25 protein-coding genes are annotated in these 25478 nt (G+C 70.4%); 19 read left to right on the forward strand and 6 right to left on the reverse strand.

The annotated features are described in order from the left end of the window. Positions 1 to 76 precede the first annotated feature (76 nt). On the forward strand, positions 77 to 1420 hold the full coding sequence (locus tag D1409_RS17980; RefSeq protein ID WP_123538380.1) for a metallophosphoesterase: 1344 nt from the start codon (positions 77 to 79) through the stop codon (positions 1418 to 1420). A 76-nt stretch (positions 1421 to 1496) separates the two neighbouring features. Next, positions 1497 to 2114 carry a class I SAM-dependent methyltransferase gene (locus D1409_RS17985; RefSeq protein WP_123538381.1) on the forward strand — a complete coding sequence of 206 codons (618 nt, stop codon included), beginning with the start codon at positions 1497 to 1499 and terminating at the stop codon, positions 2112 to 2114. A gap of 8 nt (positions 2115 to 2122) precedes the next feature. Here D1409_RS17985 and D1409_RS17990 read toward each other — a convergent pair whose 3' ends face one another. Beyond that, positions 2123 to 2938: a DUF7839 domain-containing protein gene (locus D1409_RS17990; protein ID WP_123538382.1), complete on the reverse strand. Its 816-nt coding sequence runs from the start codon at positions 2936 to 2938 to the stop codon at positions 2123 to 2125. A gap of 148 nt (positions 2939 to 3086) precedes the next feature. On the opposite strand from D1409_RS17990, the gene cbiT reads away from it, so the two are divergent. The 10 genes from cbiT to D1409_RS18040 are packed head-to-tail and all read left to right on the forward strand — an operon-like array spanning position 3087 to position 10894. Next, positions 3087 to 3677: a precorrin-6Y C5,15-methyltransferase (decarboxylating) subunit CbiT gene (gene cbiT / locus D1409_RS17995; RefSeq protein WP_123538383.1), complete on the forward strand. Its 591-nt coding sequence runs from the start codon at positions 3087 to 3089 to the stop codon at positions 3675 to 3677. Beyond that, on the forward strand, positions 3674 to 4543 hold the full coding sequence (locus tag D1409_RS18000) for a cobalt-factor II C(20)-methyltransferase (RefSeq protein ID WP_123538384.1): 870 nt from the start codon (positions 3674 to 3676) through the stop codon (positions 4541 to 4543). The genes cbiT and D1409_RS18000 overlap by 4 nt, the downstream gene beginning before the upstream one ends. Next, the gene (locus D1409_RS18005; protein ID WP_123538385.1) at positions 4540 to 5415 is read left to right on the forward strand and encodes a cobalt-precorrin-4/precorrin-4 C(11)-methyltransferase; all 876 of its coding nucleotides are present in this window, start codon (positions 4540 to 4542) and stop codon (positions 5413 to 5415) included. Before D1409_RS18000 ends, D1409_RS18005 begins: the two co-directional genes overlap by 4 nt. A gap of 2 nt (positions 5416 to 5417) precedes the next feature. Next, positions 5418 to 6428 (forward strand): cobalt-precorrin 5A hydrolase, encoded by a 1011-nt coding sequence (cbiG, locus tag D1409_RS18010; RefSeq protein WP_123538386.1) that lies wholly within the window; start codon positions 5418 to 5420, stop codon positions 6426 to 6428. A gap of 1 nt (position 6429) precedes the next feature. Beyond that, positions 6430 to 7371 carry a precorrin-3B C(17)-methyltransferase gene (locus tag D1409_RS18015; RefSeq protein WP_123538387.1) on the forward strand — a complete coding sequence of 314 codons (942 nt, stop codon included), beginning with the start codon at positions 6430 to 6432 and terminating at the stop codon, positions 7369 to 7371. A gap of 2 nt (positions 7372 to 7373) precedes the next feature. Next, on the forward strand, positions 7374 to 8327 hold the full coding sequence (gene cobJ, locus D1409_RS18020) for a precorrin-3B C(17)-methyltransferase (RefSeq protein ID WP_123538388.1): 954 nt from the start codon (positions 7374 to 7376) through the stop codon (positions 8325 to 8327). Further along, the gene (locus D1409_RS18025) at positions 8317 to 8574 is read left to right on the forward strand and encodes a ferredoxin (RefSeq protein WP_123538389.1); all 258 of its coding nucleotides are present in this window, start codon (positions 8317 to 8319) and stop codon (positions 8572 to 8574) included. Before cobJ ends, D1409_RS18025 begins: the two co-directional genes overlap by 11 nt. Continuing rightward, entirely contained in the window at positions 8567 to 9265 is a 699-nt protein-coding gene (locus D1409_RS18030; protein WP_123538390.1) for a cobalamin biosynthesis protein, read from the forward strand. The genes D1409_RS18025 and D1409_RS18030 overlap by 8 nt, the downstream gene beginning before the upstream one ends. Then, entirely contained in the window at positions 9262 to 10485 is a 1224-nt protein-coding gene (locus D1409_RS18035) for a CbiX/SirB N-terminal domain-containing protein (protein ID WP_123538391.1), read from the forward strand. Before D1409_RS18030 ends, D1409_RS18035 begins: the two co-directional genes overlap by 4 nt. A gap of 37 nt (positions 10486 to 10522) precedes the next feature. After that, positions 10523 to 10894: a DUF3209 family protein gene (locus D1409_RS18040; protein ID WP_123538392.1), complete on the forward strand. Its 372-nt coding sequence runs from the start codon at positions 10523 to 10525 to the stop codon at positions 10892 to 10894. Between the two features lie 161 nt (positions 10895 to 11055). Here D1409_RS18040 and D1409_RS18045 read toward each other — a convergent pair whose 3' ends face one another. The 4 genes from D1409_RS18045 to D1409_RS18060 are packed head-to-tail and all read right to left on the reverse strand — an operon-like array spanning position 11056 to position 14603. Further along, positions 11056 to 11415 carry a (2Fe-2S) ferredoxin domain-containing protein gene (locus tag D1409_RS18045; RefSeq protein ID WP_123538393.1) on the reverse strand — a complete coding sequence of 120 codons (360 nt, stop codon included), beginning with the start codon at positions 11413 to 11415 and terminating at the stop codon, positions 11056 to 11058. Continuing rightward, positions 11415 to 12215 (reverse strand): CbtA family protein, encoded by an 801-nt coding sequence (locus D1409_RS18050; RefSeq protein ID WP_123538394.1) that lies wholly within the window; start codon positions 12213 to 12215, stop codon positions 11415 to 11417. The genes D1409_RS18045 and D1409_RS18050 overlap by 1 nt, the downstream gene beginning before the upstream one ends. 2 nt (positions 12216 to 12217) lie before the next feature. Beyond that, positions 12218 to 12406, reverse strand: coding sequence for a CbtB domain-containing protein (locus D1409_RS18055; protein ID WP_123538395.1), 189 nt, complete (start codon positions 12404 to 12406; stop codon positions 12218 to 12220). A 52-nt stretch (positions 12407 to 12458) separates the two neighbouring features. Further along, a complete protein-coding gene (locus D1409_RS18060; protein WP_123538396.1) occupies positions 12459 to 14603 on the reverse strand; it encodes a VWA domain-containing protein in 2145 nt (714 codons plus the stop codon). A gap of 34 nt (positions 14604 to 14637) precedes the next feature. On the opposite strand from D1409_RS18060, the gene cobN reads away from it, so the two are divergent. The 6 genes from cobN (at position 14638) to D1409_RS18090 (ending at position 23515) form a co-directional block, all read left to right on the forward strand. Then, positions 14638 to 18573, forward strand: a complete 3936-nt coding sequence (gene cobN, locus D1409_RS18065; protein WP_123538397.1) for a cobaltochelatase subunit CobN — start codon at positions 14638 to 14640, stop codon at positions 18571 to 18573. Next, positions 18563 to 19282 (forward strand): precorrin-8X methylmutase, encoded by a 720-nt coding sequence (locus D1409_RS18070; protein WP_123538398.1) that lies wholly within the window; start codon positions 18563 to 18565, stop codon positions 19280 to 19282. The genes cobN and D1409_RS18070 overlap by 11 nt, the downstream gene beginning before the upstream one ends. Before the next feature lie 232 nt (positions 19283 to 19514). Beyond that, positions 19515 to 20306 (forward strand): CbiX/SirB N-terminal domain-containing protein, encoded by a 792-nt coding sequence (locus D1409_RS18075; RefSeq protein ID WP_123538399.1) that lies wholly within the window; start codon positions 19515 to 19517, stop codon positions 20304 to 20306. Between the two features lie 63 nt (positions 20307 to 20369). After that, positions 20370 to 21518 carry a site-2 protease family protein gene (locus D1409_RS18080; RefSeq protein ID WP_123538400.1) on the forward strand — a complete coding sequence of 383 codons (1149 nt, stop codon included), beginning with the start codon at positions 20370 to 20372 and terminating at the stop codon, positions 21516 to 21518. Between the two features lie 89 nt (positions 21519 to 21607). Beyond that, complete coding sequence (locus tag D1409_RS18085) at positions 21608 to 22996, forward strand: MFS transporter (protein WP_123538401.1); 1389 nt, start codon at positions 21608 to 21610, stop codon at positions 22994 to 22996. 189 nt (positions 22997 to 23185) lie between these two features. Next, positions 23186 to 23515 carry a hypothetical protein gene (locus tag D1409_RS18090; RefSeq protein WP_123538402.1) on the forward strand — a complete coding sequence of 110 codons (330 nt, stop codon included), beginning with the start codon at positions 23186 to 23188 and terminating at the stop codon, positions 23513 to 23515. 64 nt (positions 23516 to 23579) lie between these two features. Here the strand turns inward: D1409_RS18090 and D1409_RS18095 are convergent, their stop codons facing one another. After that, a complete protein-coding gene (locus D1409_RS18095) occupies positions 23580 to 23819 on the reverse strand; it encodes a hypothetical protein (RefSeq protein ID WP_123538403.1) in 240 nt (79 codons plus the stop codon). Positions 23820 to 24115: 296 nt separating this feature from the next. Here D1409_RS18095 and D1409_RS18100 point away from each other — a divergent pair, with 296 nt between their 5' ends. Then, the gene (locus D1409_RS18100) at positions 24116 to 25297 is read left to right on the forward strand and encodes a pyridoxal phosphate-dependent aminotransferase (RefSeq protein WP_123538404.1); all 1182 of its coding nucleotides are present in this window, start codon (positions 24116 to 24118) and stop codon (positions 25295 to 25297) included. Positions 25298 to 25478: the final 181 nt, after the last annotated feature.

The raw sequence follows: 25478 nt of genomic DNA on the forward strand, positions 1-25478 counted from the left end.
GAAGATTGCGGTGGGGGCGGCCGCCGCGCCGTCCCGGAGCCAACACATATACGCCAGGGGACGACAAGGTGATGCAATGGCCGGCACCGGCGATGGTCGAGTGTACTACGTGATAAGCGACCTCCACGTGGGCGGCGACGAGCAACTGGAGGAGGCGGAGTTCCTCGACGAACTGCTGGACTTTCTCGAACGCGTCGAGCGGACCGACGAGGACGCGGAACTGGTGATAAACGGCGACGCGTTCGGGCTCTGGGAGTTCACCACCGTCGAGGGCACCGAGAAGTTCGACGTCCTCGAGGAGACGTACCCGGACCTGTTCGAACAGCTCCGCGCGACCGGCGAGACCGTCACCATCACGCTGGTCCCGGGCAACCACGACCACGAACTCGCCGCCTACGACGAGTACGTCGACCGGTTCGCCGAGTACAACGTCGACCTCGTCCAGGAACAGTCGATCACTCGACCGGTCGGCGACCGCACGATCCACTTCGAGCACGGCAACCAGCAGGACGACAACAACCGGATCGAGGACTGGGGCGACCCCCACGCGACGCCGCTGGGCTACTACTACAACACGCTCGTCGTCAGCCGCGCGGGACAGCTCTCCGACCGGGGCCGGTACAACTGGCTGAAGGATGTCCAGGCCGTCACGCCGACCGAACGGATGCCCGCGTGGCTCCTCTCGAAGTACTTCTACCGGGAGATGAACCCCCTCATCCGCTACGCGCTGGTCCCGTTCCTGTTGCTGTTCAACGTCAGCGCGCTGCTCGCGGTGCTCGCGGGACTCGACCTCGCGGGCGTCTGGTCGACGCCGATCGACGGCGCCACCGCGTTCCTCGGGCAGTTCGGCACCGCGGGGACGGCGGTCTGGTTCGTGCTCGCGATCAACGTCGCCGTCGCGGGACTGCTCGTGCTCGTCGGAATCCCGCTGTACTTCCTCCGGCGGGACGTGCGCAAGACCATCGACCGCTTCGGCGTCTTCGAGACCGGACTCACCGTCGACGCCGAGGGGCCCTACGAGCAGGCCGCTCGCGAGGTGTTCGCCGAGGACCCGGAGACGTCGATATTCTGCTACGGGCACACCCACCGACCGGCGAACAGGCGAGTCGACGGCGGCCTGCTCGTCAACAGCGGGACGTGGCTCAAACGCCTCCACAGGCGCGACGGTATCATCGGCGTCCTCCCGCCGGTGTTCTACCCGTCCTACCAGCTGTGTGCCGTCCGGATCGCCGACGAACCCGGGGGCGTGACGGTCGAACACGAGGCCATCGAGAAGCCGACCCCGAGCCCGGAGGAGCTCACGCTGACCGAACGCCTCCTCACCCTCGGTCGGAAGCCCGACCCGGAGCTACCCGAGGGGACCGTCCTCGAGTCCGAGACGGCCGAGACACCCGCCTCGCCGCCCGAGGCGGAGGACTGAGCGACTCGACCGCCGGTCCGCGCTCCCTGCCGCCCGGAACAGCGGGCCTTAACTCGCTGGCCGAGCGAGACCCGGTATGGACCCGGAGGACAACCGCCGCACCTGGGCCGAGCGCTCGGCGGACTTCTCTCCCGAGTACTACGCGGAGATCGGCCCCAACGAGGTGAGCGAGACGCTCGCGACGGTGCTCGACTACTACGCCGCCGACGACGCGCGGATCCTCGAGATCGGCTGTGGCTCCGGCCGCCATCTCGCGCATCTCCGCGACCAGGGGTTCGAGCGGCTCGCCGGCGTCGACATCAACGACGACTCGTTCGACGTGATGGCCGAGCACTACCCACGTCTCGCGGAGACGGGTACGTTCCGTACCGGCGCCATCGAGGACGTGCTCCCGGAGTACGAGGACGACGCCTTCGACGTGATCTTCTCCGTCGAGACGCTCCAGCACGTCCACCCCGACGACGAGTGGGTGTTCGAGGAACTGACGCGCGTCACGAGCGATCTCCTGATCACCGCGGAGAACGAGGGCAACAGCCCGGACCGCGGTCGCTTCGACGGGGAGGTGAGCGTCGTCGACGACGAGTTCCCGCTGTACCACCGCGACTGGAAGCGCGTGTTCACCGACCTCGGCCTGGCGCAACTGGTTCGTGAGGGCGGCGAGCGCGACACGATTCGGGTCTTTCGAGTGGTCTGAGTGGGCGCCTACTCCTCGGCGGCGTCGACGACCTCGTAGCTGACGTTCTGGTCCCGGAGTTTGTCCGTGTGCGTCGACAGCGCGTCCGTCGCGGAGAGCAGGAGTACGTCGAGTCCCTTCGTCGCGGCTTCCTGAACGGCGGCGGGGCTCCCGAACCTGATGTCCGGGTCGAGGTCCGCGGCGTCCGCCGCGGCGACGGCCTCGACGCCGGCGACCGCGAGCAGGTCGTGTGCGTCGGCGAGGTCGGCGACCCGCTCGGCGTCGACGACGGCGCTCCCGCCGTTCTGGACCTGCGGGACCGAGACGGCCGTCACCGTCCCCAGATCGTAGTCGACGACTCCCTCGAAGTTCGTGATCCCGACGTCTCGCCCGGCCTCGGCGTCGGTCACGGCGACCGCGGTCGCGCTTCCCGTGTCGCCGGCCATCGCCCTGAGCACGCCGTCGCGCATCGTCAGCGAGACGGTCTCGCCCTCGGCGACGTCGGTGGTCGCGATCGCGGTCTCGATCTCGACCTGCCCGATGACGTCCTCGGAGACGTGTCGGACGAAGGTGCGTAGCTCGTCGGTCTGCGAGATGAGCCAGTCGACGCCCTCCTTCGTGACCTCGTAGCGGCCGCGGCCGTGCTTGTCGACGTACCCCTGCCCGACGAGGTCCTGGAGGTAGTCGCTCACGGCCTGTGCGGTGATCCCGATCGCGTCGGCGATCTCCTGCTGGTTCACCGCCGGCTGTCGCTCCGCGATCTCGACCAGGATCTGATACCGCGTCGCGTTCCGCTTGCTCCGAAGGACACCGAACCTGTCGGCGTCGTCCGCGTCGTTCGCCATTGCCCCATCTCGGTCCTTCGAAGTAAAGTAACTTTGGTGTAGAACATCTCCAATTGCGCCGCCCGGCGCGTTCTCGCCCGAGAACACCAATTTATTTGCTCTAAAACAACCAAAATTGTTTTAGGGACTACGGGAGTTGTGTTCGACCATGGTCTCGCTCCCTCGCGACGCGAAGGCCGGTCCGACGAAGCCGGAGGTCAGGGCCGTCCTGCAGTGGAAACTCGCGCTCGACCCGTCCGACCACTTCGCGGAGGTCGGTTCCTGTACCGGCGCGGTCACGGTCGAGGCGGCCCGACGCGCGGGTCGCGTCACCGCGCTCGAACGGAAGCCCGACCGACTGGCGGTCACGGAGCACAACCTCGCCGCGAACGAGACGACCGCGGACGTCGAACTCCGGGCGGCAGAAGCCCCGGAGGGACTCCCCCCGGACGCGGACGCGCTCTTCCTCGGCGGCAGTCGCAACTACGAGGCGGTGCTCGACCACGCGGTCGAGACCGGCGTCGACCGGGTCGTCATGAACGTCTCGCGACTGGAAGTCGCTGGCGCGGCGACCGAGGCGTTCCGCGAACGTGACCTGCTCGACGACGTGATCCAGTTCCAGGTGAGTCGCGGCTACGAACTCGCCGGCGCGACGAGTTTCGACTCGGACAACCCGGTGTACATGCTCGTCGGCGGCGTCGACGGGGGCGCGAATTCGACGGGCGGTGCAGACGCCGCGACCGACGGAGGGCGACGGTGACCCTCTACGGCGTCGGGCTCGGTCCCGGCGACGCGGACCTGGTGACGGTCCGCGGCAAGGCGGTCCTGCAAGACGCCGACGTGGTGTACTCGCCCGGTCGCCTCTCCCGCTCGGTCGCCACCGAACACGTGCCCGCGGAGCGGATCGGGGATCTGGACTTCCCGATGACCCGCGACGAGGACGAACTCCGGCGGGCGTGGAAGGCGGCCGCGAGCGAGATCGCGCCGCGGGCCCGCGAGGGCACGGCCGCGTTCGTCACGCTCGGCGACCCGAACGTCTACTCGACGTTCGGCCACCTGCGGCGGACGCTCGACGCCTTCCACCCCGAGGTCGACGTGGAGACGGTCCCCGGCGTGAGCGCCGTGACCGCGTTCACGACGGCGCTGGGCGTCGAGGTCGCCGCCGGGTCGACGCTGGCGCTCCGCGAGGCCGCTCGCGGGACGGCCCCGACCGGCCCGGATCGGATGGTCCTGTTCAAGGTCACCGACGCGCCCGCAACCCACGAGAAACTCGTCGACGCCGGCTACGACGTGGTGTACGGCCGACGCCTCTACATGGAGCAGGGCGAGACGGTCGTGACGGACGACCCCGGGGCGCTCGCCGACCGCGACTACTACACGCTCGCCTACGCGGAGCGAGACGACGTGGACGCGACGCCGGCGACAGCGACGTTCGCGGAGACCGAGGACGACGGCGAATCGAGTACCGAACGGCTCCGCACCGACGGCGGCGTGAACGACGGCGACCAGCCGAAATCGGGCCACGCTCGGGACGACGACCCGACGACCGAGCGCGAGCGCGAGCGTCTGGAACGCGCCGAGGGCGAGGCCTGCGGCGACGAGTTTCCCGGGGCGGTCGGCCGATGACCGACCCGCAGGACGCCATCGACGCCGAGACGGCCCAATGGGCGACCGAACGCGACCCTCGCGTCGCGGAACACACTGCCGGCGAGGTGCAGGAGGGAATCCCATTCGTCGGCGCCGGGCCCGGCGATCCCGGACTGCTGACCGTCACCGGGAAGGAACTCGTCGAGGCCGCCGACCTCGTCGTCCACGCGGGGTCGCTGGTCAACAGCGACCTCCTGACGGAGTACTGCGCCGACGCCGAGCAGGTGTCGAGCATCGGCAAGGACCTCGAGGAACTCGTCCCGCTGCTGCGTGACGCCTACGAGAGCGGACGCGAGGTCGTCCGCCTGCACAGCGGCGACCCCGCCGTCTACGGTGCGGCCGTCGAGCAGATGGACGCGCTCGAACACGAGGGCGTTCCCACCTATATCGTCCCGGGCGTCACCTCGGCGTTCGCCGCGAGCGCGACGCTGCGGACCCAGTTGACCCTCAACGGCGTCGCTAACCACGTCGCGTTCACCCGTCCGCAGGGGAAGACGCTCGACCCCGAGTCGGACCACGTCGGCGAGTTCGTCGAGATGGGCGACGTGACCACCTGTCTCTACCTCGGTACCCACGCCGTCGCCGAGACGATGGACCGCCTCGTCGACGACGGACACGACCCCGACACGCCGGTCGCGGTCGTCTATCACGCTTCCTGGCCGGACGAGGACGTGATCGAGGGGACCATCGAAACCATCGGCGAGCGAGTCGCGGACGCGGGCTACCGCGCGTCGGCGATGGTCGTGATCGGCGACGCCGCCCGCAAGGCCGGCTACGAGCGCTCCTACCTGTACGGCGGGTTCGCGAACGGGGAGCGTCCGGACGATTCCCAGCAGGAGGCGGACGACTGACAATGAGTACGGATACAGACGACACCGATACGACGGAGACGGACGACGCATCGGACGGCTCGAACGACTCCGGCGGCCACTGTTCCACGCCCGACTCGGACGGGGAAGTGGCCGAGGAGATCGCGATCGTTTCCTTCGAGCGAAAGTGGGAGACCGCGCGGGAGATCGAGGCCGAACTCGGCGACCGCTACGAGTCGATCGACCTCGTCGAGTACCACGGCGAGGTGTTCGCGGAGCGCTGGGGCGAGTACGACTGCTTCGTCGGGCTGATGGCCTCGGGGATCGCGATGCGCAAGACCGCACCCCTGCTGGACGACAAGTGGGACGACCCCGCCATCGTCGTCGTCGACGAGGAACTGACGTGGGCCATCCCCATCACCGGCGGCCACCACGGCGCCAACCAGGTCGCACACGACCTCTCGCGACTCGGCGCGGTCCCGGCGATGACGACGGCGAGCGAGGCGGCCGGGAAACAGGGCGTCGAGAGCAAGGCCAAAGCCCTGGACACCCACGTCGTCAACGGCGACTCCACCGTCGCGACGAACCTCGCCGTCCTGAACGACGAACTCGGACCGGTCGCCCGTCTCGACGGCCCGCGTGCCGTCCTCGTCGGCGACGACGTCACAGTACTGAGACGCAACGCCGAGGAGGGCGTCGTCCTCGGGACCGGCACCGTCTCCGGCGTCGACGCCGACCAGGTCGTCGACGCGTGGGAGCAAGCCCTCGCCGACCTCGACCTGACCGTCGACGACGTGGACTTCGTCGCGACCGGGACCAGAAAGGAGGGCGAGGAGGGCCTCTACGAGGCCGCCGAGTCCATCGGCGCCGGGGTCGTCCTCTTCGAGAAGGAGACGCTGGAGCGCTTCGAGGGTCCCTCGCCGTCGCGCTCGAAGGAACTCATCGGCTGGCCGGGCATCGCGGAGGCGTCGGCCATCGCCGGCGGGCGCGAGCACGACCTCGCCCGCGAGAAGGAGCGCTTCGACGACGCCGTCACCGTCGCGGTGGGGCGGTAGGATGGCCGAGGCCGACACCAGCCACACCAGCGACGGCGACGACGCGATGGGCACCCTCTACGTCGTCGGGATCGGGCCGGGACTGCCCCACGCGATGACCCAGCGCGCCGTCGAGGTCGTCTCGACCGCCGACTGCGTCGTCGCGTCGAACCTCTACCAGGAGTTCCTCCGGCGCGACGGGACGCTGCCCCCGGAGAGCGCCGAAGTGGCGGCGGCCGACGCCGCGACCGACGGCGGCCCCGCGACCGACGACGGTGCAACGGCCTGGTCCGAGTCCGGGACCGTCCTCGAACGGCCCAACGGCACCAGGCAGACCCTCGTCCGCTCGTCGATGGGGCGACAGGTCGAACTCGCCAGGGAGGCGTTCGAGCGAGTCCGCGCCGGCCAGACCGTCGCGCACGTCTCCGGCGGCGACCCGAACGTCTACGGCAAGAGCGATCTGCTGTTCACGATGGCCGAGGAGGAGGGAGCCGAGGACGTGCCCATCGAGGTGATACCGGGCGTCACCGCGGCGCTCGGCGGCGCGGCGAACCTCGGCGCGCCGCTCTCGAACGACTTCTGCACCGTCTCGCTCTCGGACAAGTGGCGCGGCTGGGACGAGATCGAGGAGAAGCTCCGGGCGGCCGCGATCTCGGGGTTCGTGATCGTCCTCTACAACTGCTGGCGCGACTACGAGCGCGCGATCGAGGTGATCCGCGAGGAGCGGGCCGACGACGTTCCGGTGGGGATCTTCAACGACGCCGGCCGCGGCGACGCCGGCCGGAATCTCGACGACGAGACCCACACGATCACCACCCTCGGCGAGGCGACCGAGTACGACGAGGACGTCGGCGGGATGGGCACCTCCATCCTCGTCGGGAACCACGAGACTGCGGTCTGGGAGAACGACCACGGCGAACACCTCGTCACCCCGCGCGGCGGGCGTGACGTCGACGATTTCTGACCATGAGTACGGACGACACTACTGACACGACGGACACCACGACGGAAGCGAGCACAGACGCGGAATCGACCTGCGGCGGCGCTTCGAACGCCGACGCCGGCACGGCGTCGTCCTGCGGCGCCTCGACTGACGACGCTTCGACCGACGAGAACGTCGGCGCGAGCGTCGGCGACTTCGACGCCGACCCCGGCCGACTCGTCGCGGTCGGCCTCGGTCCCGGCCAACCGGAGGGGATGACCCAGCGCGCCCGCGGCGCGCTGCTGGACGCCGACCACATCGTCGGCTACACGACCTACGTCGACCTCCTGCCCGAGGACGTCCGCGAGGACGCCGAGGAACTGTACGACACGCCGATGTGCGGCGAAGTCTCGCGCACCGAGGAGGCCATCGACCGCGCGCTCGCGGGTCACGACGTGGCGATCGTCGGGAGCGGCGACCCGAACGTCTACGCGCTGGCGGGACTCACACTGGAGATTCTCGAGTCGAAGGGCGCGACGGCGTCGATGGTCGAGTTCGACGTGGTGCCGGGCGTCCCGGCCGCCCAGTCCTGCGGCGCTCGGCTCGGCGCGCCACTGGTGAACGACACTGTCAGCATCTCGCTATCCGACCACCTCACGGACATGCCGACGATCGAGTCGCGCCTCCACGCCGCCGCGAAAGAGGGGTTCACGATCTCGATCTACAACCCCTGGAGCCGCAAACGCCGCGAGAACTTCCAGAAGTGCTGCGAGATCCTCGAAGAACACCGCGACGCCGACACCCCCGTCGGGGTCGTTCACGGCGCCGGCCGCGAGGACGAGGCGGTCGAGATCGTCGAACTCGCGGACCTCGCGGACCTCGGCGAGACAGACCTGGTCGACATGACGACGACGCTCATCGTCGGCAACGCGGAGACGTACGTCTGGGACGACCGGATGGTCACGCCGCGGGGCTACGAGTCGAAGTATGACTACTGAGTACCGCGTCCGCCTCGACAGGGCGGCCTGCGACGGCGTCTTCGCCTGCCTCGTCCGCGACGACCGGTTCGTCGAGGCCGACGACGGCTTCGCGACGTTCGACGGGGCGGTCGAGCGCGAGTGCGACGGCGAGTCCGCCGGTGCGCTCGTCGCCACCGTCGACGACGACCGACTGGCCGACGCCCAGCAGGCCGCGAGCGCCTGTCCGCTCGACGCCATCGACGTGACGGTGGTCGACGATGCGTGAGACCGACCACTCGACGCCCGACGCCGCAGAGGACCTGCTCGCGGCGACGCCGGCGACCGCGTACTTCTGGGGCCGGGTCGCGGGCGACGGGGAACTCGTCGAGCACTGCGTGACCGTCCGGGCCGGCGACGAGCGGGCGGCCGACGCGCTGGCGGCAGTCGCCGGCGCGAACCGGAGAGCTCACCGCGTCGCGGCCCGCGAGTCGGCCCACGACGCGTCGATCGTCCGCTACGAGGACGAGTACGAACTCCGGGTGCTGGGCGCGCCCGCGGAGCGCGCCAGCGCGGCGCTCGGTCTCCCGCTGGACGGCCAGCCCGGCGGCTACCGCTTCGACGCCTTCGCCGACCACCGCGCGCCGCTCCTCCGCGGCCTCCTCGAAGCCTGCGGCACCGTCTGCTTCCGCGAGTCCGCGGGCTCGGTCGGCGTCTCGTTCGTCCACGACGACGAGCGCCTGCTCGAGACGACCCGGTCGCTGCTCGCCGACGCAGAGCCCCACGCCCCAACGGACGACCTCTCGGAGACGTCCTCGGGCGGCTACTGGTTCGGGCTGGCCGACGAGGCGGATACGGCCGGGTTCGCGGACTGGGTGTACGACGGGAGCGAGGACTCGGGGCTGTACGCCGGCGACCGACGGCGGAAACTCCGGCGGAGCGTCGAGCGCGCGACCGGGACGGCGGTGGGAGAGCTGTGACCGCCACCCAGTCCGCGCCCGCCGGTCTGGACGACGAGGCGGTCCTGCTCGTCGGCCACGGCTCGCGCCGCGAGAAGTCCAACGAACAGGTCCGCACGCTCGCCGCCGACCTCGAGGACCGACTCGGCGTCCCCGTCGACGCGGGCTTCCTCGAACTCGCCGAACCGGCCATCCCGGAGGCCATCGCGGGACTCGCGACCGTCGTCTCGCGGGTCTCGGTCGTCCAGCTATCGCTGTTCGCCGCCAGCCACGTCAAGACCGACGTGCCGCTGGCGGTCGAGCAGGCCCGCGCCGACCACGAGGGGACGACCATCCACAGCGGCGCGCATCTGGGCGTCCACCCGGCCATCGTGGACCTGCTCGACGACCGGGCGGCCGCCGTCGAGGCGTCGCTGGGCGTCGACCGCGAGTCCGACGACGTTGCGGTCGTCCTCTGTGCCCGCGGGTCGTCTGACCCCGACGCCAACGGCGACGCGCACAAACTCGCGCGACTGCTCTACGAGGGCCGGGCGTTCGACCGCGTCGAGGCGAGCTTCGTCGGCGTCACGGAACCGGTCCTCGAGGAGACGCTGCACACCGTCGCGAAGGGGCGGCCCGACGCCGTCGTCGTCCTCCCGTACATGCTCGGTGACGGCGTCCTGACGGGACGGATCCGCGACGGAACTGACGAGTTCGACGCGGAGTACCCGTACGTCGACGCGGCGGCGGGCGACCCGCTCGGGACGGACGCTCGACTGCTCGACGTGCTCGGCGACCGCTGGCAGGCGGCCCGCACGGACAGCGTCGACATGTCCTGTGACACGTGCAAGTACAAGGTCGAACTCGACGGCTACGAGGCGGACGTGGGCGGCGCCCGCGCGATGTTGCGGGCGCTGACTCATCGGGCGGAACACGCCGACCGCGAGGACGTGGACGACGACCCGCACGGCCACGACGCGCCGGAGAAACACGTCGCGGTCTGCACGAACCAGACCTGCGCGGCCGACGGCGCCCCCGCCGTCCTCGAACGCCTGCGGCAGGCCGCCCGCGACTCGGAGGCCTGCGACGCTCGCATCACCCGCTCGTCCTGCCTCGGTCGCTGTGGCGAGGGGCCGATGGTCGCCGTCTACCCCGACGGCGTCTGGTACGGCGGCGTCGCGGCCGACGACGCCGACCGCATCGTCTCCTCGCACCTCGACCGCGACCGAATCGTCTCCGACATCGTCGACCAGACGCTCTGAATCGCGAATATCGACGCCATACACCCAATCCACGCCAATGAGCTGCTACGAACTCGAAGCCCTACGACTCGGACTGATGAACGTCCTCGGCACGGACGACGACCACGCCCGCGAACACGCGGAGCAGGAACTGGAGGGCCGTCGCGACGGCCCGATCGGCGCGCTCGCCGACGCGGAGACGCTCTCGGCGGTCGAACGCCACCTCGACGCCGCGCTCGTCGACCTGGAAGAGACGGTCGCCGCGACCGACGCCGACGACCCCGAGTACGACTACCTGCGCGGGCGACTCGTCGCGGTCCGCGACGCGGAACGGGCCGTCCACCGACTCACGGCGCAGGGCGAGAGCGTCCGCGACGGGCTCGGCGAGGCGCACGACGTGCTTCACGAGGCGTTCCCGGTGGAGGACTGACGGACCGCCCGTTCCCGGCCGTGCTCGTCTTCGCCGTCTGGCGGCGCGCGTACCCGGACGACGGCTAGCCGACGGCCACCCGTTCGGAGTCGCGGCGGCCGCGTCGAGCGCTGCTCCGAACGGCGACGGCTCGGGTCCGTCCTTCCCGCTCGCCCGTCCGGTCAGTCGCTGCCAGTCGCCGGCGCGTCGCTGCCGACGTTCAGCCGATCCGCGTCCGGTCCGAACTCCCCCTCCAGGAGCGCAGGGACGTCCCCGGGACGAACGTCGGAGTACCACCGGCCGCGCGGGTGAATCGCGACGGCGGTCCCGTCGGCGCTACAGAGGCCGAGACAGCTCGTCTCGGCGACGTGGACGCGCGACCAGAACACGTCCCGCTCGCGGAGCCACGCCGTCACCTCATCGTATACGTCGTCACACTGCGTATCCGCACAGGCGGCGTACTCGGAGTCGCGGTCGTTCGTACACACCAGCACGTGGTCGGTGAAGCCGCGTTCGCGGACCTCCTCGGTTCGGTCGCGCATCAGTCCGCCGTCACCGCCGAGTCGATCTGGTCCGCGTCGACCGGACTCCCCCGCTCCGCCGTCGCGCGGCGGTGGAGCCGCGCGTATGTCGCCGCGAGGACGGTCCAGAGGAGAACCTGTCCGAGGACGACCAGCCCGACGAGACCAGTAGCCAGCCCTGACGGCAAGGAGTGCGTCACCGCGGTCGACGGCGAGAGCGCGACCGGCACGGAGAGGAGGCCGAACGGAGTCAGCGCCGCGGCTCCGGCGACGATTCGTCCCAGGTCCGCATGGAGTCGGCCGTACACGGCCCCGGCGAGCAGACAGACCAGTGCACCGAGGAGCACCATTCCGGCGTAGAGCGGGAGTCTCGTCTCTGCGGGGAGCGCCTGCTCGACCCCCGGCGGCTGTGGCGGGAACACGAGCCACGGCGCCCCGGAGACGGAGACGAAGCCGGCGGCGGCGAGAACGTAGCTCTTGCTCGTGCCGGTGCCCGGGATCGCCGGCTCCAGGAAGTAGAACCCGGCACCGAAGACGACGGCACCCAGAAGGACGCCCCAGAGGACGCCGGAGACGACGCTCACGCCGTTCGTGACCGCCGCCGAGACGGCGGGACCCTCGTGGGAACCGCTCGTCGTCCCGTCGTGATGGCCGTCGGTGTCGGCCTCGCGGTGGTCGCCAGTCGCTCGCGTCTCCCCCTCGTGACCGAACTCGTCCGCGAACGCGACGAGGGGGTTGGCGACGAGCGCGACGAGCAGGCCGAACGCGAGGCCGGCGACCAGCCCGGCTTTCACCCCCCGCGTCACGTAGTCGACGAGCATCGTCAGTGACAGGTGACCCCCGTCGCGTGTCGGAAGTTGTGCATCGCGTCGTGCATCGTCGGTTCCTGGACGAACAGGAGCGCGAACCCGAGCGCGGCGACGACTCCGAGCCCCGCGGCCATCTGCGTCGGCGTCAGTTCCGTGCCGGCCCGTTCGATCCGTCCGTGAACGCTGTCGTTGGCAGTCGCCATCTGAAAGTACGTTTGCAGTAGATCAACTTAGATTGTAAAACTTGCGCACCTGCTAAAGCTGAGTTTCGCGTGCGGTGCCGACGGCGGCGTCGACGCGGTCGGCAGAGAGCGCGGAGAGGGGGACGCGGACCGCGTCGGTCTCGTCGGCGACCAGCCCGTTCAGGCCGGTCTCCGTCTCGTCGGCGTCGACCACGACGACGTGGGGGTCGAGGCCGGCCAGTCGGCGCGCGGCCTCGCGCGTCTCGCCGACCGGGCTCTCCGTCGCGACGTTCGCCCGTCCGTCGGTGACGAGGACGACACAGCCGGCGTCGGGGTCCGCCCGCTCGATCACGTCGCCGGTCGTCCGAAGCGCGTCGGGAAGCGGCGTCCGGTCGCCCGTCGGCAGGTCCTTGAGGTGCCGTGCGGCGCGCGTGACGCTGTCGGTCGGCGGCAGGAGCACGTCCGCGTCCTCGCCGGCGAAGGCGACGAACGCTACCTCGTCGCGCTGCCGGTAGGCGTCCTTCAGCAGCTCCAGTACCGTCCCCTTCGCCGCCCGCATCGCCGGTCGCATCGACGCGCTCGCGTCGACTGCGAACACAACCAGGGCACCGGTCTCGCTCTGCCGGACGGAGCGGCGAAGATCTCTCGATTCCACGGACGACCCGCCCCGCGTCGCGGCCGCTCGTATCGACGCCGCGGCGTCGACGGACCCGTTCGGATCAGTCCGCTCCGTCCGTACCCGCGGCCCGTCGGCGTCGGCCGACGGTCGCGCTCGCGCTCGACGCCCGTTGCGTGCACTCTCGCCGTCGAGCGCCTCCGGATCACCCACGTCTGGCGCTCGCCCGTCCCCGATCGACGCCCGACTCTGTCCCGGGACGAGCGGCGTCGCGTCCGACGGCTCGCCGCCGTCCCCGGTGTCCGGTTCGTCGTCGGCCGTTGCCCGGTCTGCTCCGGCCGCTTCGGACCCCAGTCCATCGTTCCCGTCCTCGGACCCGTCGTTCGGGCCGTCCGCCCTCCCGCCGTCGGGATCGGGGACTGGGTCGGGCCCGTCCCGACCAGCCGACCGTTCGGGGGCGTCGCGGTCCGCCGACCCGTCGGCGTCCCCGTCCTTCGACTGCTCGTTACTCTGCGTCCCGTCGTCGTCGCCGCCCGCTTCGTCGGCGTTCTGGCCGTCTTCGCCGTCACCACCGTCGAACTGTTCGTCGATCAGGTCGTCCGGGTCGGGCGCGTCCTCGAAGGGCCGCGACCGGAGGCGGTGCGGGAGCGCGAGCGACGCCGCCCGCCGAACGTCGGACTCGATCACCTTCGAACGACCGTCGAGGGCGGCGACCGTCCGCGCGGCGCGCGCGGTAGCGATGTCTCCGCGATGGCCGTCGACGCCAGCGTCCCGACACAGTTCGGCGATCTCCGCGGCGAACTCGGCGGGGAGGTCGACCTCGGAGAGCCGTTCGCGGGCGGCCGTGAGCTGTCGCCGCCGCGCGTCGTCGCCGTCGCCCGTACTGTCCGTCCGGCCGCCCTCTCGACCGAGTGCCCGGTCGATGATCGCGACCCGGTCGTCGAGGTCGTCACAGCCGGTGACGGTCACGCCGAGGGCGAACCGGTCGCGCAGTTGCGGTCGCAGGTCGCCCTCCTCGGGGTTCATCGTTCCGACGAGCGTGAACTCGGCGGGGTGGGTGACGCTCACGCCGTCGCGTTCGACGCGGTTGACGCCGCTCGCGGCGGCGTCGAGGAGCACGTCCACCAGGTGGTCGTCGAGGAGGTTGATCTCGTCGACGTAGAGGACCCCGCGGTTCGCGCGAGCGAGCAGTCCCGGGTCGAACTCGTGGTCGCCGGCCAGCGCGTCGGCCGTCGAGAGCGTCCCGACGACCCGCTCTCGCGTCGCGCCGAGCGGGAGCGTCACGAACGGTACCGACCGCTCCGTCGTCGGCGGGTCCGCCCGCTCGCGGCAGTCGGCACACTGCGCGTCCGACTCGTTCGGCGGACAGCCGTACCGACAGTCCGCCACGGCCTCCTGGTCGGGCAGGAGCCCCGCCAGCGCCCGCACCGCTGTCGACTTCGCCGTTCCCTTCTCCCCCCGGACGAGGAGCCCGTCGAGGTCGTCGTTCGCACCCACGGCGAGAACGGCCCGTTTGAGCCCCTCTTGCCCCACGATCCCCGAGAGCGACGGCCGGTCCCCCCGGCCGTGCAAAGCATTTATACTTTCGCCGTAATCAAGCATACCTGAATTAGTGCAATGGAGGTTTAACAACGTTATGCCAACGAACGGCCTGTACACAGCGACGGAGAACGAACTGGGTGCCGTCCAGCGCGCCGCGGGCGAGTGCGACGTGGACCTGGTCGTCCGGTCGGAGAGCGACCTCGACGACGGCGCCGACGTGGACGCGTTCGTGGACGAGATCGGGGACGCGACGGCAGCGGTCTTCTGGCTCCACGGGGCCGACGAGAGCATGCCGGGCTACGACTACGCGGTCGAATCCCTGACCGAAGCAGGCGTCCCGCTGGTCGTGAAGTCGACCGGCGACGCCTACGCCGTCGAGGACACGTCGGTCCCGGCGGCCGACCGCGACCGCGTCTACGAGTATCTCGACCGCGGGGGGACCAGCAACGTCGCGAACTGTATCCGCTTTCTCGCCGATGAGTACGGCGAGGAGTCCCGCGAGTACGACGACCCTGTCGCCCTGCCAACCGAAGGGGTCTACCACCCCGACCACCCCGCGGCGTCCTACGAGGAACTCCGTGCGACCCACGACCCCGACGCGCCGACCGTCGCGGTGTGGTTCTACGAGTCCCACTGGACCCACGAGAACACCCGCTACGTCGACGCGCAGGTCCGCGCCATCGAGCGAGAGGGCGCGAACGCGCTCCCGATATTCTGCAACCCGGCGACCGAGGACGGCGAGGGCTGGGACGCCGAGCGGGTCACCGACGAGTGGCTCCTCGACGGCGGCGACCCGGTCGTCGACGCCGTGCTCTCCTCGTTCATGTTCTCGCTCTCGATGGACGAGCGCGGTCGTTCGGCGAGCGGAGCGGGCGAGAGCGCCGAGGACGTGTTCCTCGACCGCCTCGGCGTTCCGGTGATCCAGACGGTGACGACGATGCGCTCGCGCTCGCGCTACGACGGCAGCGAGACTGGCGTGATGGGCTTCGAACTCGCCCTCTCCGTCGCGCTCCCGGAGTTCGACGGCAACGTGATCACCCACCCCATCTCGGGCAAGGAGCGCACCGAGGACGAGGCCGGGATCGGGAGCGCGCCGAAACAGCACTTCCCGATCGACGACCGCGTCGACCACGCCGCTCGACTCGCGGTCAACTGGGCCGAACTCCGTCACACCCCGAACGAGGAGAAGCGGGTCGCGGTCGTCCTCCATAACTACCCGCCGAGCGACGACGGCATCGGCACCGCGTTCGGCCTCGACTCGCCCGAGAGCACGGTGAACCTGCTCGACGAACTCGCCGCTCGCGGCTACGACCTCGGGGGACAGACGCCCCGGAGCGGCCAGTCGCTCGTCGAACGGCTCACCGCACAGCTCACCCTCGACGACCGCTGGGTCGCGCCGGAAGACGTCCGCGCGAGCCACGCGAGCGCGGGCTCGACGGACTCGTCCGTCGGTGTGCGCGATCTGAGCGTCGACACCGTCGCAACGGGCCAGTACCGCGAGTGGTTCGACGCGCTCGACCCGGAGTTCCGCGAGAACGTCCTCGACGAGTGGGGTGACCCGCCCGAGCGACCGTTCGCCATCCCGGGCGTCGAGTTCGGGAACGTCCTCGTCACCGTCCAGCCCCCGCGCGGGTTCGGGATGGACCCCTCCAAGGTGTACCACGACTCGGCCCTCCAGCCGCCCCACGACTACGTCGCCTTCTACCGCTGGCTGCGGAACGAGTACGAGAGTGACGCCGTCGTCCACCTCGGTACCCACGGCAGTCTGGAGTGGCTCCCCGGCAAGACCGTCGGCCTCGACGGCGAGAGCGCGCCCGACCAGCTGATCGACGACATCCCGAACGTCTACCCCTACATCGTCAACAACCCCGGCGAGGGCACGCAGGCGAAACGGCGCTCCTACGCGGCCATCGTCGACTACCTGACGCCGGTGATGGACACCGCCGGCACCTACGACGAACTCGCCGACCTGGAGGAGCTCTCCGACCGCTACCGCGAGGCCGGGATGGAAGACGCCCGCACCGACGACGGCGAGCACCTCGAAGCCCTGATCCGCGAGGCCGTCGACGAACTCGATCTCGCGGTCGAACTGGGGATTTCCGGTGAAATAGACGAGAGAGCGGCCGTTCGCGGGCCCGACGAAGCCGGAACCACGCTCGCCGAAGGAGAAGTGAGCGGCGACGACCTGCCCATCGACGCCCTCGTCGAGCGCGTCCACGAGTACCTCACGGACGTGAAGACCACGCAGATCCGCAAGGGCCTGCACACGATGGGCGAACCGCCCGCGGGCGACCGACTCGTCGAGTACCTCGTCGCGCTCACTCGGCTGGAGAACCCCGGTGCCCCGAGCCTCCGCGAGAGCGTCGCCGGCGTCCTCGGCGTCGACTACGACGCGATGCGGAACAGCCCGGGCGAATACGACGAGGCGCTGGGGACGACCTACGCGGGGGCGGCCGACGAAGTGTACGAGACGAGCCGCGACCTCGTCGAGACGCTGGCCGCACACGACTTCGACCTGCCGGCGAGCGAGGTCGAGGCGGGTCCCGACGACGAGACGACGATGAACCTGATCGTGGTCGACATCGACCCGCTCGGGGACGCACGCGCCCAGTCCGGCGCTCACGACGACCTGCGCGACGTTCTCGGGTTCGTCTGCGAGGAGGCCGCGCCGCGCGTGCAGGGCGCCGAGGACGAGATCCCACGAACTGCGGACGCGCTCGCCGGCGAGTACGTCCCGCCGGGCGGGAGCGGCGCCCCGACTCGCGGCGGCGTCGACCTCCTCCCGACCGCGCGGAACTTCTACACGCTCGACCCGCGGAAGGTGCCCGCGAAGTCCGCGTGGGAAGTCGGGAGCGAGGTCGCCCACGGCGTCGCCGAACGGCACCGCGACGAAGCCGGCGAGTACCCCGAGGAGGTCGGCGTCGTCGCGTGGGGAACTCCCACGGTTCGGACCCGCGGCGAGACCATCGCACAGGTGCTCGCGCTGCTGGGCGTCGAACCGGTGTGGACCGACGCCGGGCGCGTCGACGGCGTGGAACCGATCCCCCTCGACGAACTCGGGCGGCCGCGCATCGACGTGACGACGCGCGTCTCCGGCCTCTTCCGGGACGCGTTCCCGCAGGCCGCCAGCGTCGTCCACGACGCCGTCGACGCCGTCGTCGCCCTCGACGAACCGCACGAGCGAAACTACGTCAAGAAGCACGTCGAGGAAGACACGGCGGAGCTGGCAGCCGAGGGGATGGACGAGAGCGACGCCGAATCCGCGGCGAGACACCGCGTGTTCACGACGCGACCGGGCGGTTACGGCGCCGGGACGAACAAGGCCGTCGACGAGGGCAACTGGGACGACCGCTCGGATCTCGCGGACGTGTACGTCCAGTGGGGCGGCTACGCGCTCGGCTCCCGCGGGAAGACGACCGAGGCACACGCGTCGTTCGAGCGCCGCCTCGGCACCGTCGAGGCGACCGTCAAGATCGAGGACACGGCCGAACAGGACGAGTTCGACTCCTCGGACTGGTACGCGTTCCACGGCGGGTTCATCACTGCGGTCACGGAGGCCGCCGGCGAGGAGCCCGCGTCCTACGTGGGCGACTCCTCGGACCCCGACGACGTCGACGTGTACACCAACGAGGAGAAGGTGCGGAAGGCGATGCGCGCCCGCGTCCTCAACCCGGACTGGCTCGATTCGATGGCGGAACACGACTACAAGGGCGCCGGCGACCTCTCGTCGACGGTCGACGTGGTGCTTGGCTGGGACGCCACGACGGGCGTCGTCAGCGACGCGCTCTGGGCGTCCGTCGCCGAGCGCTACGCGTTCGACGAGGAGCGTCAGGACTGGCTCCGGGACGTGAACCCGTGGGCGCTCGACTCGATCACGGACACGCTCCTCGAAGCGATCGACCGCGGCCTCTGGGACGCCGACGACGAGACGCGCGACCGACTCCGCGACCTGCACCTCGAAGTCGACGGCGACCTCGAAGCGCGTTCGGGGAGCGCAGGCCCGAAGGAGGTGCCGAGCGATGACGACTGACGGCGAAGGGACGGCCGCTGCCACCGCAGACGCCGTCGACGAGTACGCCGACCTCGGCGCCACCACCGAGGACGCCATGGACATCGCCGAGACGAGCATGGACCGCGTGCGCGAACTCGTCCCGGACGAGACGCTCGCCGACCGGGTCCGCCAGAAGTCCGTCCACGCGACCGCCGACCCGGAGTTCCAGCACCTCGTGCGCTTCACCGGCGAGTCCGCGGACGAACCGGTCGTCGCCGGCGCGCGGGCGGTCCGAGACGAACGACCGATCGTCTGCGACATCACGATGGTGAAAGCCGGGATCACCGGCCGCGGTCACGACTGTCCCGTCAGGAAGGCTATCGGGAACGGGTCGGAACTGGCCGCGGAGACCGGGATGACCCGGACGGCGGCGTCCGTGCTCGAACTCGACCGGGAGGGCGTCTACGACGGCGCACTCGCCGTGGTCGGGAACGCGCCGACGGCGGCGCTCGCGCTCGCCGACTGCATCGAGGACGGGACGCGACCGGCCGTCGTCGTCGCCACGCCGGTCGGGTTCGTCAAAGCCGCCGAGAGCCGGGACCGACTCCGTGAGGTCGCGGACGCCCACGGCGTCCCCGCCATCACCAACGTCGGCCGCCGCGGCGGGAGCGGCCTCGCCGCCGGCCTGACGAACGAACTCGTCCACGTCGCCAGCGACGCGCGAGACGGGGCTGTCGACCTCGACTGACCCGGCGGCCCCGCTTGACCCGGCGGCCCCGACTGTCGAGCCGTCGGATGCAGGGGTGACCGCGCATCCGGGAATGGACCGATTCGGCCGCTCTGACCGACTCACTGCGCCTTTCGCGCTGACTCTCTGGACCGCCGACCGGACCCACCACAACTTATTTGGAAGTCGCTCTCGACGAATAACACAAGCCAAATTGGTGTAGTTAAACTATGATTGAATTAACGGGGCGGACATGACGACGGAGACGGTCCTGCTCGTCGGTCGCGAGCGGCGAAACGGGCGCGCGGTGTTACGGACCCACGCCGAGCGGCTCCGCGAGCGGGGACTCGCGGACCGGGTCGCCGTCGCGACCTACGAGCGCGACCCGGCGATCGAGCTGTCCGAGCAGTTCGCGGAGATGACGGCCGACACGGTGTACGCCGTTCCGATGTGTGCCGCCCACTCGCACGAGACGACGGAGGCGGTCCCGAGCGCGCTCGCGTCCCTAACCGGTGGCGTTCGGTACTGTGACCCCGTGGGCGCGAGCCCGGCGGTCACCGACGTCATCGAGGAACGCGGCGCGGACCTCGTGGCGGGGGACGAGGACGTATCGCTCGTGCTGGTCGGGTTCGGGAGCAGTTCGAAACCGTACCACCGACGGACGGTCGACTATCACGCGACTCGCCTCCGCGAGCGGACCGACTACGGCGAGGTCGTCACCTGCTATCTCCTGCAGAATCCGGCGGTGGAATGCGTCAGGTACAACGTCTCCAACGACTCGGCCGTCGCCGTCCCGCTCTTCCTGACGCGGACCGAAGCCACCGAGGAACGGGTGCCCGCGGAGCTCGAACTCGACCGCGGCGGGATGGCGTACGCCGACCCCTTCGGCACGCACCCGCGAGTCACCGACGCCGTGTCCGCCGAGGTAGAGAAACAGCGCGCACTCGCGTCGGCGGGCGGCGCGGGGTCCGTTTCCGTCGACGCGACTCCGGGCGGGCCCCCTCGGCCCGTCGCGACGGACGGCGACGGCGGCCGGCGTCGCTGATCGGTCGCGCTCCGTACTCGCTGGACCAGTGCGCTTTACCGGCAGCAGCCCCCGGACTACTCCATGCGAAACTACACCATCGCGAATGTCTGGGGGATCCCTATCAGGATCAGCGTCTCTCTGCTGGTCTTCCTCCCCATCCTCGCCTGGATCATCGGGAGCGGGACGCAGATCGACGTCTACGCGGGCATCGTCGACACGTTCGCTCCGAACCCGGTCGACGTGTCGGTCCTGCGAGACGGGTCGACGCCGTGGATCGTCGGGGCCAGTGCCGCGCTCGGACTGTTCGTCAGCGTCGGCATCCACGAACTCGGCCACGCGTGGGCGGCCAGGCGGTACGGTATCGGCACCGAGTCGATCACGCTCTGGCTCCTCGGCGGGATCGCCGCGCCCGAGTCGATGCCCCGGGAGTGGAACCGGGAGTTCTGGATCGCCATCGCCGGGCCGATCACGAGCGTCCTCACCGGCGTCGCCTGCTATCTGGTCGTGCTCGCGCTCCCGGCCTCGACGCCCGTCCTCACCTTCGTCTTCGGCTGGCTCGTCGTCACGAACGTCATCCTCGCGGTGTTCAACCTGCTCCCCGCCTTCCCGATGGACGGCGGCCGGATCCTGCGCGCGCTCCTCGCCCGCTCGCAGCCCTACGAGGTCGCGACCCGCTCGGCCGCTCGCTTCGGCACCGCCTTCGCGCTCCTGTTCGCCGTCGTCGGCGTCCTCAACTTCGCGCCGATGCTGATCCTCCTCTCGCTGTTCATCTACGGCGCGGCCTCCTCGGAGTCCCGGAGCGTCGCGCTCCAGGGTCTGCTGGCCGGTCTCACGGTGGACGACGTCGCGACTCTCGACCTGGACCCGGTCGACGCCGACGCCTCGGTCGCCGAGTTCACCGACCGGATGGTCCGGGACCGCCGGACCGTCTACCCGGTGACCGACGCCGGCGAGTTCGTCGGCGTCGTCACGCTCGACGCGATGCGCCGGTCGAACGCGGACGAGCACGACACGACGTCGGTCCGGGAGATCATGGTCGGTGATCTGCCCACGATCGCCCTCGACACGGACGCCTTCGAAGGGTTCGCCCAGTTGAGCCAGCACCCCTCGGGCTACGCGCTCGTCGAGCGCGACGGCGAGGTGGTCGGCGTCGTCACGGTGGACGATTTCTCGCAGGTCCTTCGGTTCCGCCGCGAGGGCGTCGGCGTCGCCCCGAGAGAGGCGCTCTGACGGGTTCCCCTCCCGGTTCACGGCAGCGACCCGGACGGTAGTCGGGTGGCTATTTACGGACGTTTTCCCAACGGACGGACGTTCTACCGATGACCGACCGCTGGCTCTACTCCTGGGCGCTCGGGTCCGTCTCGTTCGGCGGGGCGTCGCTCCTCGTCCCGCTCTATCTCGTCCAGCTCGGGGCCTCGCCGCTCCAGTTGGGCTACCTCGCGGCGTCGGCGGCGCTCGTCGGCGCCCCCGGCGCGGTCCTGTTCGGCCGCCTCGCCAACAGAGTCAGCCACCGCCGGTCGCTCGTCCTGGTGACGCTGGCGACCGTCGCGCTCGCGCTGGCCGCGATCCCGCTCTCGACGAACGTCACGGTCGTCATCGCCGCCAACGCGGCCCTCTGGCTGGTCGTGGCGTCCGTCGCGCCGGTCCTGACCATGCTCGTCGTCGACGACGCCCCGGAGTCGGCGTGGAGCGAACGCATCGGGCTCCTGAACAAGTACCAGGGGTACGGCTGGGCCGGCGGCCTCGTCCTCGGTACCGTGTGGCCGCTCGTCGGCGTCCGACTCGTCGGCGCGGCGTCGGCCACGCGCGCCCTGTTCTGGGTGCTCGCGGCCTGTGCGGGAGCGAGCGTCCTCGGCGCCGTCAGGTCGCTCCCCGACCCCGCTCCCGGCGAGCACGTCACGAGCGAGCGCGAGGTCCGCCGGATCGCGCGCCTCGTCTCGGGGTCGCGCCGGGGGATCAAGGGCGCTACGTTCGCGTTCTCCCCCAACCGGCTGTACTGGACGACGCGCGAGTTCTCGCCGCGGGCGGTGCTCGCACGACTCGACACGGCGCTCGCGACGTACCTGATCGCGGCCGTGCTCTTCTTCACCGGGTTCGCGGCGTTCTGGGCACCGCTCCCGCTCTTCCTCACGGACGCCGGGTTCGACTCCGGTCGGGTGTTCGGCCTGTATCTGGTCTCCAGTCTCGCCTCGGCCGTCCTCTACGAGGGCGCGGGGCGGGTCGCGTCGCGCTCCGACGTGCGACTGCTCCAGTCCGGCGCGCTCGTGGTCCGGGGCGTCCTCTTTCCGATGGTCGCGCTCGTCACCGGGTTCGGTGCGCTGTCGGTCGGACTCGTCGCCGTCGGTGTCGTCCTCTCGATGATCGGGCTGACGTGGGCAGTCATCGCCGTCGTCGGGACGGCCATCGTCACGCGACTCGCACCCCCGACCGTCCGCGGCGAGGTCCTCGGCATCCACACCGCGCTGGGCGCGGTCGCCGGCGGCGTCGGCGGCGTGCTCGGCGGCTGGACCGCGACGTTCGGCTACGCGACGGCGTTCGCCCTCGCGGGCGGACTCGTCCTCCTCGGTGCCGGACTCGTCCTGTCGCTCGGGGCGCTCTCGGGCGGCGCTCGCGCGGTCGAACCGGGGGCGGACGCGGGGCCGGACGCCGTCGAGAGCAGGCTCTCACCGACGACGGCGACCGACGGAGACGGTCCCCGGACGGACTGAGCCGGCCCGGGGCCGTGTGACTCCCGGAGCGCGATTCCGAACGGTCTCAGCGCACTGCGAGCCGGAATCGCACTCGTCGAGACCGCCCTGTCCGGGGTCGTCCCCTTCGGACCGTCGGTCCGTCGCGACCTCGACGACAGACCGTTCGGATCGCAAACAATAACTACATGTAAACCGATTGTAACTCGTATGGGACTGATCGACTTCACCATCGGAAAGCCGACGTCGGATCGAACCGACCCCGCCGAGAGCGACGACGCCGAGCCGTCGACCGTCGAGGTCGAACCCGAACCCGAACCCGCGGCCGAACCGGAGCCCGAACCCGATCGAGCGGCCGAGCCGGGCGGGCGTCTCCGTCGGGCCGCTCGCCTCACCGGGTTCCTCGCAGTCGGCGTGGTCGGCCTCCTCACCGTTCGGAAACTCCGGAGCAGGCGAGCGGAGACCGGTCGTGACGACGACCCGATGGAGAGTCGCTTCGACGACGCTGCCGAGAGTAGTATCGACGAACCGACCGAGTAGCGGTCGCGAGCCGCGACGCCCCGGAGAAAGCGGTTCCGCCCTTTCTGGCGGACGAATCGCCAGTCTACTCCTCGACGCTGCCGAGTCCCGACATCGGGGTCGCGCCGGCGACGATGGCGCCCGTCGCCAGGATCGCGGCCGACAGTACGATGAAGTCGCCCTCGAGCGAGCCGTACCCCGCGAGTCCAGCGCCGGCCTGCACGATGAACACCGTCACGAAGAAGCTGAGGATGGCGAACACGAGCAGGACGACCGACGCGACGATACTACTGAGTAGCGCACCGAACGAATCGAGGATTCCCATGAGTCTGATGCCTCGATCAGTTCCACCGCGGGCTACCGGAAAAGACCCCGTGGTACTGTCGGGCCTGTGACTAAAGGATGGGGCCACCGCAAAGAGACCATTTCGTCTGTTCCCGGAAAACTGAAAATTGATTGGTATATGGGGTAGTAGACGACACGGCCGCCCGGATCGTCCTCGACCGATCTGGACGTCGTCGTGCTCCCGGAAGCGCGGGACGCGTTCGTCGAGTCCGTCTCGGCCCGCTGACCTCGTCCACATCCCAACGTACTTTGCCCTCACAGCGGTCGGTACGACCGATGACCGAGCGTTCCGAACCGGACGCCCGGGTCACTGACCGGGTCCGGGCCGTCGAGCCCCAGGGGATCCGCGAGATGTTCGAACTCGCGGCACAAGCGGACGGCGACCTGGTCCACCTGGAGTTCGGCGAGCCCGACTTCGACACGCCAGAGCACGTCGTCGACGCCGCCCACGAGGCAGCGACCAGCGGCCAGACGAACTACACGTCCAACGCCGGCGTCCCGGAACTCAGAACTGCGATCGCGGCGTTTCTCGCTCGCGACGGCGGTCCGCGACCCGACCCTGACTCCGAGGTGGTCGTCACCACCGGCGGTGTCGAGGCGATCCATCTCGCGATCCACACGGTCGCGAACCCGGGCGAGGAAGTCGTCGTCCCGACGCCGGCGTGGCCAAACCCCATCTCGCAGGCGCGACTGGCCGACGCCGTCCCGGTCGAGGTGCCCATGCCCGCCGAGGACGGGTTCGCGCCCGACGCCGAACGCATCGTCGACGCCATCGGCCCGGACACTGCCGCCGTCCTGCTGACCTCGCCCGCGAATCCGACCGGACGGGTGTTCACGGCCGACGCGATGGAGCGGGTGGTCGCCGCCGCCGCGGCCCACGACGCGTTCGTGATCGCCGACGAGGTGTATCGGCAGCTCACCTACGGCGACCCGGAGCCGCGCGTCGCGGCGGTGACCGACCGCGAGGAGTGGGTGCTGTCGGTCGGGTCCGTCTCGAAGGCCTACGCGATGACCGGCTGGCGCGTCGGCTGGCTCGCCGGCCCGGCGGACGTCTGTTCGCAGGTGACGAAGATCCACGAGAGCACGACCTCCTGTGTCAACACGCCGGCCCAGTACGCCGCGATCGCGGCGCTCACCGGGCCCCAGGAGCCCGTCGACAGGATGCAGTCCGCCTTCCGTGCGCGACGGGACTTCGTCTTCGACCGCCTCGACGCCGTCGAGGGCGTGTCGGCCGCCAGACCGGAAGGCGCCTTCTACGCGTTCGTCGACGTGAGCGCGCTCGCGGGCTCGAGCACCGAGATCGCGAAGCGCCTCCTCTCGGAGCACGGGGTCGTGACCGCACCGGGGTCGGCCTTCGGCGCCGGCGGCGAGGGCTACCTCCGGCTGAGCTTCGCGAACGGTCGCGATCGGCTCGAACTCGGCCTCGACCGGCTCGAAGCGATGGTCGAGAGCGCGTGAGTCGGACCGAAGCGCGTGTGAGTCCGCTCGAAGAGCGCGGGGAGCCCGAAGGACGCAACTCCGGAAGCTCTCGGTAAACTCAGCCGGTGGGCGAGTATCGACGGACCGTCCCCGTCCGACGCTCGACACCTTCCGCCCCCCGATAGCGCCACTCACACCCGCTCACAGGCCGATACTCTCA

It is taken from the genome of Halosimplex salinum, from assembly GCF_003730195.1.
Lineage (GTDB): Archaea > Halobacteriota > Halobacteria > Halobacteriales > Haloarculaceae > Halosimplex > Halosimplex salinum.

Bases quoted from the DNA above. Each gene is read 5' to 3' on its own strand.
- D1409_RS18085 (WP_123538401.1), top strand. From the start codon at position 21,608: ATGACCGACCGCTGGCTCTACTCCTGGGCGCTCGGGTCCGTCTCGTTC.
- cobN (WP_123538397.1), top strand. From the start codon at position 14,638: ATGCCAACGAACGGCCTGTACACAGCGACGGAGAACGAACTGGGTGCC.
- D1409_RS18030 (WP_123538390.1), top strand. From the start codon at position 8,567: ATGCGTGAGACCGACCACTCGACGCCCGACGCCGCAGAGGACCTGCTC.
- D1409_RS17980 (WP_123538380.1), top strand. From the start codon at position 77: ATGGCCGGCACCGGCGATGGTCGAGTGTACTACGTGATAAGCGACCTC.
- D1409_RS18080 (WP_123538400.1), top strand. From the start codon at position 20,370: ATGCGAAACTACACCATCGCGAATGTCTGGGGGATCCCTATCAGGATC.
- D1409_RS18070 (WP_123538398.1), top strand. From the start codon at position 18,563: ATGACGACTGACGGCGAAGGGACGGCCGCTGCCACCGCAGACGCCGTC.
- D1409_RS18025 (WP_123538389.1), top strand. From the start codon at position 8,317: ATGACTACTGAGTACCGCGTCCGCCTCGACAGGGCGGCCTGCGACGGC.
- D1409_RS18075 (WP_123538399.1), top strand. From the start codon at position 19,515: ATGACGACGGAGACGGTCCTGCTCGTCGGTCGCGAGCGGCGAAACGGG.
- D1409_RS18005 (WP_123538385.1), top strand. From the start codon at position 4,540: ATGACCGACCCGCAGGACGCCATCGACGCCGAGACGGCCCAATGGGCG.
- D1409_RS18090 (WP_123538402.1), top strand. From the start codon at position 23,186: ATGGGACTGATCGACTTCACCATCGGAAAGCCGACGTCGGATCGAACC.
- D1409_RS18055 (WP_123538395.1), bottom strand. From the start codon at position 12,406: ATGGCGACTGCCAACGACAGCGTTCACGGACGGATCGAACGGGCCGGC.
- cbiG (WP_123538386.1), top strand. From the start codon at position 5,418: ATGAGTACGGATACAGACGACACCGATACGACGGAGACGGACGACGCA.
- D1409_RS18040 (WP_123538392.1), top strand. From the start codon at position 10,523: ATGAGCTGCTACGAACTCGAAGCCCTACGACTCGGACTGATGAACGTC.
- cbiT (WP_123538383.1), top strand. From the start codon at position 3,087: ATGGTCTCGCTCCCTCGCGACGCGAAGGCCGGTCCGACGAAGCCGGAG.
- D1409_RS18095 (WP_123538403.1), bottom strand. From the start codon at position 23,819: ATGGGAATCCTCGATTCGTTCGGTGCGCTACTCAGTAGTATCGTCGCG.
- D1409_RS18045 (WP_123538393.1), bottom strand. From the start codon at position 11,415: ATGCGCGACCGAACCGAGGAGGTCCGCGAACGCGGCTTCACCGACCAC.
- D1409_RS18015 (WP_123538387.1), top strand. From the start codon at position 6,430: ATGGCCGAGGCCGACACCAGCCACACCAGCGACGGCGACGACGCGATG.
- D1409_RS17990 (WP_123538382.1), bottom strand. From the start codon at position 2,938: ATGGCGAACGACGCGGACGACGCCGACAGGTTCGGTGTCCTTCGGAGC.
- cobJ (WP_123538388.1), top strand. From the start codon at position 7,374: ATGAGTACGGACGACACTACTGACACGACGGACACCACGACGGAAGCG.
- D1409_RS18060 (WP_123538396.1), bottom strand. From the start codon at position 14,603: ATGCTTGATTACGGCGAAAGTATAAATGCTTTGCACGGCCGGGGGGAC.
- D1409_RS18050 (WP_123538394.1), bottom strand. From the start codon at position 12,215: ATGCTCGTCGACTACGTGACGCGGGGGGTGAAAGCCGGGCTGGTCGCC.
- D1409_RS17985 (WP_123538381.1), top strand. From the start codon at position 1,497: ATGGACCCGGAGGACAACCGCCGCACCTGGGCCGAGCGCTCGGCGGAC.
- D1409_RS18100 (WP_123538404.1), top strand. From the start codon at position 24,116: ATGACCGAGCGTTCCGAACCGGACGCCCGGGTCACTGACCGGGTCCGG.